The following is an 11,936-nucleotide window of genomic DNA, read 5'->3' as shown; positions in this document are numbered from 1 at the left end:
TTCTAACAGCTAAAAAAAAATTAATTTCTGCTATCTAAATTAATTTCAAGAAACACAATCCAAAAAAAACCATTCGTGAATTCGTGACAAAAAATATAGAATTTGCAGTATTCAATCCTAAAACAAAACTTCTCCAAGATTAATTGTAATTTACTACGGCTATTTCGAACCAATTATTTAACAATTACAATTTCAACATGAAACATCTAGATAAACTTCATATTCTACTCTTCACCATTTTTTGCATTTCCTGTGGACAGAAAGAAACGAAATCTAAAAATTACAGTTTAAAAGAAGGTTCTTGGCATGTATCATTGACGGTTCAAGATGCCAAAGAATTACCGTTTATTTTCACGACGACAGCAAAAGGAATTGAAATTCACAATGCAGATGAACGCATTCCGATTACGGATATTACGATCAAAGAAGATTCGATCACGATAAAAATGGACGTATATGAAGGTGTGTTGAAAGGAAAATTTACAGATAAAAATACAATCACAGGCGAATTTGCAAAAGTTTCCTTAGATAGATTTGTTCCGTTTACGGCAACTTTTGGAGAAACAAAACGTTTTCCAACCGCAAAAGGTAATGCAGAAGCTAATATTTCTGGAAATTGGGAAACCGTGTTTAGTCCCAATATAGAAGCGGATCGCTACATTGCAAAAGGTATTTTTCAACAGAACGGAAACACTGTTACAGGAACATTTAGAACCACTACAGGCGATTATCGCTATTTGGAAGGAACACTGAATGGCAATCAACTACAACTGTCTACGTTTGATGGTGCGCATGCGTTTCTATTCACGGCAACGGTGACGGATAGTACGATGATTGGCGAGTTTCAATCTGGAAATCACTGGAAAGAACCGTTTACAGCAAAACGAAATGAAAACTATGAATTGCCTGATGCGAAAAGTCTAACGTACATTAAAGAAGGCTATGACGAATTCAACTTTTCTTTTCCAGATGTTGATGGCAACATGATTTCTTTAACCGATGAAAATTTAAAAGATAAAGTCCGCATTGTACAAATTATGGGAACATGGTGTCCAAATTGCTTGGATGAATCAACCTACTATTCCAACTATGCAAAAAACAATCCTAAAGTAAAATTTATTGCGGTAGCTTTTGAATATGCAAAAACGAAAGAAAAAGCATTCAACAACATTAAAAAATTACAAAAACGACTCAATATTCCATATCCGATCGTTTTGGCACAATTTGGCACTTCCGACAAGCAAAAAGCACAAGAAAAATTACCAATGTTGAATCATGTATTATCCTATCCAACAACCATTTTTATAGACAAAAAAGGAAACGTCCGACGCATTCATACAGGTTTTAATGGACCAGCTACGGGCAACAAATACACTGAATTTGTAAAAGACTTTGAAAGTTTTGTTTCAGCATTAGAAAGCGAATAATTATATAAAAAATAAAGCAAAAAAAAGGCTGTCTTACTTACTAAGAAAGCCTTTTTAATTTTTATACTATAGCTTATGATTCTCTATCACAAGGTTCCCATAATTGGTTTGTATCAGCATCCCATCCTGCTGGTTGGTAACCACGACTTATGGTAGCTCCCATGTGCGCTGATGCTCCACACCAAGCAGAACCTCCACCTTTAATTTCTTCAATAGAATTTAATTTAGATAACGTAACTTTTTTAAGATCAAGTGTTAATTCATTTTTTTTCATAATAAATAATTTAATGGTTTAAATTTCAATAAATTTACTTCTTTACTAATGATAAAGTCTTATTTTTAACATAACATTAAAGTGTTTTTAATTTATGACATCTACCGAAAATACGTCACCATCCATACCACCATTCGATGAAAATAATTTGCTACCTCCATATCGTACTGATAGGTATGATGTTATGGATAATTTTCATGATGAATACCTATCACCATTTAAATGTACCCTATTAGAATTGTGCGAACGATTTGCCACTTCAAAAGAACGTGTTGAGATATTGAAAGGACTTTATTTTTTCCGAAAAGCAATGTTTAACCACAACATTCTGCTCGGATATCAGTGGTTATATGGAAGTTTTACAGAAAATATTGAAGCTATCGAAAATAGAAGTCCGAACGATATGGATGTCGCTACATTTTACGAAGGTCCGCCAGATACAAATGAAGCACACTGGAAAAAAGTATTTCCTGAATTTGTGTCGAATACATTATCCAAAGAAAAATACAAAATCGATCAAACTTCGTATCCTATTCTTGTAGCGCCGCCAAGTCATATAATTCATGTAGATATTGTGAGTGATTTAATTCAGCTTTTTACACATACCAGAAAAGGAGTTTGGAAAGGGATTCTTCGGTTAGAATTGAATACGCCAGAAGAAGATGAAAAAGCAATCAATTATTTAAACAGTCTACAATTATGAATACACATCACTATTGCTTTTATGGATAATGTCAATAATATGGTCAAAGAACAATTAGAAGAAACTTTACAAGAAATTGACCGTATCATAGCTATCGAAATTTCTAAACAAGACAATATTGGAGTACTTGCTGGACTTTCGGGCATTTCACTATTTCACTTTTACTATTCAAGATACCTAAACAATTCAGAGCAAGTAGAAAAAGGTTCAGAAGTTTTGATGACTTGTGTCGAAAAACTCAATAACGGATTCAGTCAATTGGCGTATTGTAATGGAATCTCAGGTTTTGGTTGGGTTTTAGATCATTTAAAGCAACATGATTTTATAGGAATTGATGCAGATGGTTTGCTAACTCAATTTGACGCGAATTTAGAAATTTTCATGATGAAAAGTACTGAAAATGAAAACTATGAGTTTCTGTACGGAGCTTTAGGAACTGCCTATTATTTTTTGAATCGTTATGAAAATACTGAAACCGCAGCTGCTAAAGAACAGTATAAAATAATACTGCTCAAATTTCTTTCTCTGTTATCAAAAACAGCCATACAAATTGATGATGATAAAATTGTTTGGAATTCAATACTGAATCCAAACACAAATGCTAACGGATACAATTTAGGTGTTGCGCACGGAATTTCTGGGATTATTGGAATACTCTCCAAAATGCATCAACATAACGATTTTAGGACAAAAACACAACCTTTGCTAAAACAAACGGTCAATTACATTCTTTCCTGTAAAAATGAAGAAGAAGTTGTCTTTTCATACTTTCCAAATTCAATCAAACAAGAAGAAAAAGGAACTGGTAAAAGTCGATTGGCTTGGTGTTATGGTGATTTAGGTATTGGAACGTTACTTTTAAAAGCTTCAGAAGCATTACAAGATGCGACTTTAAAAAATGAAGTACTTGATATACTAAGACATGCGGCGAAAAGAAAAACAGAAGCGGAAACTTGGGTAAATGATGCTGCCTGCTGTCACGGAGCCTTTGGAAATGCTTTACTTTTTAAAAGAATATACCAACATACGGAAGAAACTATCTTTAAAGAAACGGCCGATTTTTGGTTTGAAACTGGTTTCAATATGATTCATTACGGAAAAGACGATGCGCGTGTTCGCGAATGGAAAATGAACGCTGACCACTGGAAATCTACTAGTTCACTCATAGAAGGAGCTGCCGGAATTGGACTTGTTATTATTGATTTCTTAGCAGAAGATGATCTTCACTGGGATGCATGTTTACTGACACATTAACGAAATATGAACACAATACAAACAGATACAATACTACACAACATTGCTCTTGAGTTGGATCGTACTATAAAAGATACTTCTGCAATTGGACTCAACGGAAAAGCCGCAATTGTGTTGTACTTTTTTTATTACTATAAATTTTTTCAAGAAGAAGCCTATGCGGACAAAGCAATTCATCTCTTACAAGAAACTATTGAAGGAATAGATGCAACTTCGAGTGTAAACTTACGCGAAGGCATTTCAGGAATCGGTTGGACACTTGAGCATCTCAATGAAAATAATTTTATTGCCATAGATATTGACGCAGCATTTGCCCATACTTTTGACGACTATATTTATGAGAGCATGCACGCGTTTGCTATTGCAGGGAACTTTGACTATCATTCGGGTGTATTAGGTTTTTGTTTATATTTTGTAAAACGATTTCAACATACCCAATCGGCTGCGCTAAAAGCAACCTATGAAGATTATATTACGCAGGTTATTTTCTTTATGGAAAATCAACGAATCCGTAAAACGCTTGAATCAGAACAATTTGCTAAACACACACACAATAAAACGGAGGTTTTAACCAATACTGTAAACTTTCTGCTGCTGCTATTATCTCTAAAAACATTTGATCCGCTAGTTCGCCCATTAATAGCATATTACAGTGCGTTGCTACTGAAAGAAGTTTCTCAAAACACGCAACAAAACGCTGCAACTGCATTGTGTTTATGGAAAGTAGGCACTGAAATGTCGATAGCTTCCATGAAAGAAAAAGCTGCACAACTATTTGATGAAAACCAGTTTGCTGAAAGTTCAGCTTCAATATCTAATTATTATGTATGTTATCAATCGTATGCATACGTATTTCAAAAAACGCAACAACAACACTACCAAAAATTGCGAGATGCTTACCAAGATCAATTCAAAAAAGCACTCAATTCATACCAAATTGAAGGCACAGCTGTAGGTATTTGGAACCATTTAACACATGTGGGATTAAGTATTATACAAATGGAAAATAAATTTTCGACAAATTGGGACGAGTGTCTATTACTAACAACCACAGCATGAAAGAAGCATTACAAACATTCATCAACATTTGGAAAGAAAAAGAAGAAGTAAACGGAATTCTTTTATGTGGAAGCTACGCTGTCGGATTGGGTAAAAAACATTCGGATGTTGACATTCGCCTGTTGTTAAATGACGATCAAGAACTTCAATTTAAAGGACTTCAAGAAATTAATGGCACTTCCTTTTCGTACTTAGGAAGAACAAAAGAAAAAATCATTAAAAAATTTAATACAGACTATTTCAACAATTCAAAAATAGAAGCTCGAAACTTTCATAAAGGACAAATTCTATACGATCAAAATGACACTATCAAAAAAATAAAAGCAATTGCAGCACATTATTTTAAAACTCCTTTTCTCAAATCAGAAACCTCTCTAGAAGCGCGAAAAGACATGATCCATTCATTATTTAGTCGATATGAATATCTAAAAGAAGCAGATGAAAACGCTCCTTTTTTTCATTACAATCTTATGTTGTTTATGAATCTTGCCATCATGTATTATTCAAAAATATTGAAAATTGAATTGGATTTTGACACAAAACTCGATCGAATGCTAAATGATAAAGCGTACATTGAAAATTACGAATTTGAAGAATTTCCAGACAAAGCATTCATCAATCTTTGGCAAAAAACAATCGAAACTAGAAGAAAATCTGATTTAGAAACTATTTTTCAATACCTAAAAAAAGTACTGTACGACATAGATCAGAAAAACTTTATAATGTATTGGAGATAATATCAATACAATATTCAGAAAAGTAGTTTAAGGTTCGTAAAGCAGTCTTAAAATAAAGGCAAAAAAACAAAAAAATTACGGTTTAAATGCTTGATTGGTAAGGTATAAACGTAAAATTGCTATTTAAGTATAAAGCCAACAATTTGTTAACATAAAAATAGAGAAATAGTTCCAAAAACAATAGTATTTTTAGGAAGTAGAAAATTTAACCACCCAAAAAATACTCTAGATGAAAAAACGATTACTCTGGCTATTCTTAGCCGTAAGCATTACTGCGTATGCGCAAGTTCCATCGTATTATAACGATGTGAATTTATCGCAATCGGGTACAAATTTAAAAGACGAACTCGCTACTAAGATCATTTCAACACACACGACTTTTTTATCGTATACGCCAGGTGTTTGGAATGCACTGCAACAATCGGATGTAGATTTAAGTAACAATTCCAATGTATTATTAATTTACGGGCATAATGATACCGATGGAAGCGTTGTCAATGATAGAACGCGAGACAAATTTCAAAACGGTGGAAACGTTGGTGATTGGAATAGAGAGCATGTTTTTGCAAAATCACTAGCCAATCCCAATTTGGGAACTTCAGGTCCTGGAGCCGATGCCCATAACTTGCGTGCTTGTGATTTTCAACAAAATTCAACACGCAACAATCGTAAATTCGGAACTGGAACAGGCGCTGCGGGTTATATAAATCCTATTGGTAATTGGTATCCTGGAGATGAATGGAGAGGAGATGTAGCGCGAATTGTGATGTTTATGTATCTGCGTTACGGAAACCAATGTTTACCTGTAAATGTAGGATCAGGGGCCACTTTAACTGTTGATGCGAATATGATTGATTTATTCTTGCAATGGAATGTAGACGATCCAGTTTCTGCGTATGAAGAAAATCGTAACAATGTATTAGCGGGAATTCAAGGAAATCGTAATCCATTTATTGACAATCCGGCGTTTGCTACACAAATTTGGGGTGGACCACAAGCGGAAGACAAATTTAATTTAGGAAATGATACGGAAGCACCGACAGTTCCTCAAAACTTGCTAGCAAGCAATACAACAACAACGGCAACTACACTAGGCTGGACAGCATCTACGGATAATGTTTCGGTAGCATCGTATGATGTATTCAGAAATAGTGTATTTATTGGAAGTACCCCAAACACAGCCTATAATGTATCCGGATTGTCTGCGGGTACATCGTATACATTTACAGTTCGTGCTAGAGATGCAGCTGGAAATACATCAAACACAAGTGTTGGTGTAAATGTTACCACTAATATGGCTGGCGCGACCACTGAATTATTATTTTCAGAATATGTAGAAGGATCTTCATACAACAAAGCTTTGGAAGTTGCTAACTTTACAGGAAGTACTGTAAACTTAACAGAGTATACCATCAAAAAGCAAACCAATGGAGCTGGAAGTTGGTCTTCAGGATATCCATTAAGTGGAACCTTAGCTAACGGAGATGTATTTGTGTTAGCGCATAGTTCAGCAACTACTGGAGTCACTTCTCAAGCCGATGCAACAACTACAAATTCAGCCATCACTTTTAATGGAAATGATGCTGTAGGATTGTTTAAAAATGATGTATTAGTTGATATTATTGGTGTGTTTGGATCTAGTGCTACGTTCGGACAAGATAAGACATTGCGAAGAAAAGCAGCTATTACCAATCCGAATACTACCTATACCACCTCCGAATGGGATACGTTTGCGAGTAATACTTTTTCTGATCTAGGAACGCATACAATTGATGGTGGAACAACTCCTGACACAGAAGCGCCAACAATTCCGACAAATATCATAGCATCAAGCATTGGTCAAAACAATGTCACGTTAAACTGGACCGCTTCTAGCGATAATGTAGGTGTAACTGCTTACGAGGTGTATAGAGATGGAACACTTGTTGGAAGCACGGCACTAACAAACTACAATGTTTCTGGACTTACCGTTGTAAGCACATATACATTTACCGTAAGAGCAAAAGATGCAGCAGGAAACACATCTGCGGCTAGTGCTGGAACAAACGTAACTACGGTTGATACAACAGCACCAACAGTTCCAACGAATATAGTAGCTTCAAACATTACGCAAACTACCGTTGACTTGAATTGGGCAGCTTCTGCAGATAATGTAGGTGTGAGTGTTTACGAAATATACAATTCAGGAGCCTTGGTAACTTCTACGACTTCAACTTCAATCCAAGTTACAGGATTGACTCCAAACACAGCATATTCATTTGCCATAAGCGCCACAGATGCTGCTGGAAATACGTCTGCAAATAGTAGTAGTGTAAATGTGAGTACATTAGCGGATCCTGTATTTGGTGAAGACGATTTGTTCTTCTCAGAATACATAGAAGGCTCTTCCAATAACAAAGCGTTGGAGATTTCAAACTTTACAGGAAATAGTGTAGATTTATCTATTTACACCATTAAAAAACAAACTAATGGTGCAGGCGATTGGTCTTCTCCATACAGTTTATCAGGAGTATTGACGGATGGTGACGTATTTGTCGTTGCAAACAGTTCAGCGAGTGCTACTGTACAAAGTAAAGCTGATATTACGACTGGAAGCGCTATTATCACTTTCAACGGAAACGATCCTGTTGGATTATTTAAAAACGATGTGTTGATTGATATCATTGGTACTTTTAATGGTGGAAGTGCAAACTTTGCGCAAGATGTCACTTTACAAAGAAAAGTAAGCATCACAGGACCAAATACGAGCTATACAGAAGCAGAGTGGGATGTGTATGCTACGGATACATTTACCAACTTAGGATTGCCTACTATTGATGGAAACGGAACTCCTGGAGGAACGACCGTATTGCATGAAGGATTTTTTGAATCTGGTTTAGATGGCTGGGTTGATGGTGGCGGCGATTGTGCGCGTTATTCGGGAGCTCGTTCGTATGAAGGAAGTTTTTCTATTCGTTTACGTGACAACTCCGGTACCGCTTCTTCCATGACATTGAATAATGTGGATGTAAGTCCGTACGATACGGTAGAAGTGGAGTTCTTTTTCTACTCCTACAGTATGGAAACCAACGAAGATTTCTGGTTACGTTACAATGATGGTTCTGGATGGCAAACGGTAAAAGCGTATGCTAGCGGAACAGATTTTGAAAATAACAACTTCTATACTTCTAAAGTAACCTTAGACAGTGCTTCCTACAATTTTGTAAACAACGCAAGCTTTAGATTCCAATGTGATGCTTCAGCGAATGCTGATCAAATTTATATAGATCAAGTAAGTATCAAAGGAATTACAAGTGGAGCAGCAGCAAGACAAGCTATCGTTTCTTCTAGAGATAAAGATACCGCAGAAACTAAGTTTTTATATAGCTTGAATGAAGAAGAAGTTTCTCATGAAGACTTTACCGTATATCCAAATCCAACAGTTAATGAATTGGAAGTACGAATTTTTGTAGAAGAAAATGCTTCCTATCAAATTCACTCTATGATTGGACAAGTTGTAAAAACAGGCGACTTATCAAACAAAACGATTGATGTGCGTAACTTAAAAGCAGGAATGTACATATTACAAATCAACGATGGTGATGAAATCTTGACCAAGAAATTCATAAAAAAATAATTCATAAAAAAATAAAATATAAAGAAGGCCTTTCCATCGTGAAAGGCTTTTTTGATTTTGAAATGTTCAGACTACTGTTAGTGTAAATTTTTTATTCAATCTGTATTCTTTACATTTAGCTTCTTAATCAGCGCAACTAATCATTTCAAAATGAACAAATCACCACTATTATTTTTTCTTTTATGTATCCTATTCACGGCGTGTACCACGAATTCAAACGCTAAAATAGAAGTTACGGCACTCACTAAAACAACCAAAAGTTGGAATGATACACCATTGCCAACATATCCAGACGGAACTCCCGAAGTCACAATTTTGAAAATTGTGATTCCACCCAAAACCAAATTGAATTGGCACAAGCATCCAGTAATTAATGCAGGTGTTTTACTAAAAGGAGCATTAACTGTGATTAGTAAAGCCAATGATACTTTGCATTTAAAAGCTGGCGAGCCTATTGTAGAAATTGTAAACGCATGGCATTATGGAGAGAATAAAGGTACTGAACCTGCAGAAATCATTGTTTTTTATGCGGGCGTTGAGAAAAAACCTATTACAATACTTGAAACCACACATTAACAATAATCGTTGTCATCAATCTTGTCAACGAAATTTGAAAAACAATAAATAGGTCAGTTTTTAGTTCATATTTATATAACTTTCAATAGCAATCAAAAAAAAATTATGCGATTATTTTCTAAAACTCTCTTCGTCTGTCTATTGATTTCTTTTGTTGGATATTCACAAACAACAGCGAACAATCTCAAATATCTGAAACAAAAAACACCATCGTCAACTCCAGAAATATTTGCACCCGATTTAATTTCTAAAAAATCAGAATACGAATTTGGTTCCGTGTTTAACAAAGCTGGAACTGAGTTTTACTATGGCGTTGACACTGGCAATACGTCTGAAATACGTTTTACAAAACTTGTAGGCAAAACGTGGAGCAAACCTAAAACGATTCTATCAGACACCCGATTTGGCTATAACGATCCGTTTTTATCACCAGATGAAAAGCGTTTGTATTTTATATCGCAACGATCGCTTGATGGGAAAGGTTCAAAGAACGATCATGACATTTGGTACGTAGAGAAACAAGGAAATTCATGGTCAGCACCGATCAACGCTGGATCGAATATTAATACAAAAAATGATGAATATTACATTTCCTTCACGGAAAGTGGAACGATGTATTTTTCATCTAACAAAAAAAATGCAGCAAAAAAACAGCAAAGTTTTGATATATATTATTCAGAATTTAAAGATGGAAAGTTTCAAGAAGCAGTCGTTTTGAGTGAAGCAATCAATACAAAATATTACGAAGCAGATGTTTTTATTGATCCAAAAGAAACATATATCATTTTTTGTGCAAATCGCCCAGAAGGATTGGGGCGAGGCGATTTATATATCAGTTTTAAAAATACGGATGGCACCTGGACGAAATCGATCAACATGGGCAACACGATCAATACCAAAGGTCATGAACTGTGTCCTTATGTGTCTAGCGATGGCAAGTATTTCTTTTACACCAGCAATCAAGATATATATTGGGTAAGTACAAAATTTTTTGATACATTGAGAAAATGATGAAAACAAAAAAATGGACGTTTCAAACGGTACTGATTCTTTTCAGTTTTATATGCTGTAAAGATGCAGTTGCGCAAGATTTAAAGAATCATCGATGGGAAAATAGAGTCCTGATCATAAAAACGTTTGATGGCACTGATGCACAATTCTTGGCACAATTAGCCGAAATAAAAGGTGAAAACAAGGAAATGATGGAGCGAAAGTTTACAGTCTACACAATTCTAGGAAACGTATTTACACGAATAGATTATAAAAAATCAAAAAATGTATTCTCAACAGATAAAGTCTCAGGACAACTCGCAAGGATTTTGGACAAAGATGAACTATTTGAGGTCATTCTTATTGGTTTAGATGGCGGAATCAAGCTGCAACAAACCAAGGTGTTGACTAAAAAAGAACTCTTCGAAAAAGTAGATTCCATGCCCATGCGAAGAAGTGAACTAAAGAAAAATTAGTTATCAATTGGCAGTTTTTACAAACAACAAACAACAAACAACAAACAACAAAAATCAATAACTCTTCAGCGTAATTCCAAAAGTCAAAAACTGATCTTCCTGTTGTTGATTGGTAACTACGACACTTTCAAACGTACGTAAATAGTTGATTTTAAAGTTTAAAAATTTCCAAATTGGGAATTCTACACCCAAATCTGCTTGCCAGCGGAAATTATTTCCATACCGAATTGAAGGTTGAAAATAACTTTCATGACTCAAAATGACTTTATCTTTAAACAAATGATATTTTCCATTAATCCAAACCGTTCCGCGCAAGGTGTTAATTGTACTACTGCCATCAAAATCATCAAAATTAAAATCGGTCGTGGAAAAATACGTACGTTCATATTCGCTTGTAAGTGATACTTTGAGCCAGCGTTTTTTATGCGTTAATACTTGATACGTAACGCCGCCACCTACAAGATAACGATACTCGATTTCTCTACGGAAATTTGTGCTTACAAAGGCAAGCGCCAACGGATAGAATCGTTTTTTAGGATTTAGGTATAAAAAATTTAAACTTAAAATATCAGCGTCTGCTTTTTCCTTGCCAAACTCTTGATATACATACGAATTTTTCGTTTTAAAAACCCACTTTCGAAATGGCACAAACGCCACTTCCGACTTTGCTCTAAAAATAAACGTATCTACATTTCCACCTTGCCAAAAACCTGTGATGGATAAGTCAGCTTTCAGCTTTAATGAATCACTTACGTTGATTTGTGCTGATAGGAATACAGGGAAAAATAATAAACAATACCATAACTTTTTCATACCAAAAACGT

Annotated in this window: 11 protein-coding genes; 9 read left to right on the top strand and 2 right to left on the bottom strand. The window is 35.1% G+C overall.

Features of this window, described 5'->3' with window-relative positions; genetic code table 11:
• Positions 1-197: 197 nt before the first annotated feature.
• Entirely contained in the window at positions 198-1,427 is a 1,230-nt protein-coding gene (locus KORDIASMS9_RS19140) for a TlpA disulfide reductase family protein (RefSeq protein ID WP_114904393.1), read from the top strand.
• 73 nt (positions 1,428-1,500) lie between these two features.
• Here KORDIASMS9_RS19140 and KORDIASMS9_RS19135 read toward each other — a convergent pair whose 3' ends face one another.
• Positions 1,501-1,701, bottom strand: coding sequence for a hypothetical protein (locus tag KORDIASMS9_RS19135; RefSeq protein ID WP_114904392.1), 201 nt, complete (start codon positions 1,699-1,701; stop codon positions 1,501-1,503).
• A gap of 94 nt (positions 1,702-1,795) precedes the next feature.
• On the opposite strand from KORDIASMS9_RS19135, the gene KORDIASMS9_RS19130 reads away from it, so the two are divergent.
• From KORDIASMS9_RS19130 to KORDIASMS9_RS19085, 8 genes are all read left to right on the top strand, one after another.
• Entirely contained in the window at positions 1,796-2,404 is a 609-nt protein-coding gene (locus KORDIASMS9_RS19130; protein ID WP_114904391.1) for a hypothetical protein, read from the top strand.
• Positions 2,405-2,425: 21 nt separating this feature from the next.
• Positions 2,426-3,658: a lanthionine synthetase LanC family protein gene (locus KORDIASMS9_RS19125; protein ID WP_114904390.1), complete on the top strand. Its 1,233-nt coding sequence runs from the start codon at positions 2,426-2,428 to the stop codon at positions 3,656-3,658.
• 6 nt (positions 3,659-3,664) lie between these two features.
• Positions 3,665-4,717, top strand: coding sequence for a lanthionine synthetase LanC family protein (locus KORDIASMS9_RS19120; protein ID WP_114904389.1), 1,053 nt, complete (start codon positions 3,665-3,667; stop codon positions 4,715-4,717).
• On the top strand, positions 4,714-5,454 hold the full coding sequence (locus tag KORDIASMS9_RS19115; protein ID WP_114904388.1) for a nucleotidyltransferase domain-containing protein: 741 nt from the start codon (positions 4,714-4,716) through the stop codon (positions 5,452-5,454). The genes KORDIASMS9_RS19120 and KORDIASMS9_RS19115 overlap by 4 nt, the downstream gene beginning before the upstream one ends.
• Positions 5,455-5,683: 229 nt before the next feature.
• The gene (locus KORDIASMS9_RS23885; protein ID WP_240321085.1) at positions 5,684-9,070 is read left to right on the top strand and encodes an endonuclease; all 3,387 of its coding nucleotides are present in this window, start codon (positions 5,684-5,686) and stop codon (positions 9,068-9,070) included.
• Between the two features lie 150 nt (positions 9,071-9,220).
• Complete coding sequence (locus KORDIASMS9_RS19095; RefSeq protein WP_114904387.1) at positions 9,221-9,646, top strand: cupin domain-containing protein; 426 nt, start codon at positions 9,221-9,223, stop codon at positions 9,644-9,646.
• A gap of 105 nt (positions 9,647-9,751) precedes the next feature.
• On the top strand, positions 9,752-10,657 hold the full coding sequence (locus tag KORDIASMS9_RS19090) for a PD40 domain-containing protein (RefSeq protein WP_114904386.1): 906 nt from the start codon (positions 9,752-9,754) through the stop codon (positions 10,655-10,657).
• Complete coding sequence (locus KORDIASMS9_RS19085) at positions 10,654-11,112, top strand: DUF4174 domain-containing protein (RefSeq protein ID WP_114904385.1); 459 nt, start codon at positions 10,654-10,656, stop codon at positions 11,110-11,112. Before KORDIASMS9_RS19090 ends, KORDIASMS9_RS19085 begins: the two co-directional genes overlap by 4 nt.
• A gap of 54 nt (positions 11,113-11,166) precedes the next feature.
• On the opposite strand, the gene KORDIASMS9_RS19080 is transcribed toward KORDIASMS9_RS19085, so the two are convergent.
• Complete coding sequence (locus KORDIASMS9_RS19080; protein ID WP_114905294.1) at positions 11,167-11,925, bottom strand: DUF481 domain-containing protein; 759 nt, start codon at positions 11,923-11,925, stop codon at positions 11,167-11,169.
• Positions 11,926-11,936: the final 11 nt, after the last annotated feature.

Origin of the sequence: Kordia sp. SMS9 (assembly GCF_003352465.1) — a bacterium.
Classification (GTDB): Bacteria; Bacteroidota; Bacteroidia; order Flavobacteriales; family Flavobacteriaceae; genus Kordia.
The sequence above is the reverse complement of the archived record's forward strand: the minus strand, read 5'-3'. Positions and strand labels throughout refer to the sequence as shown.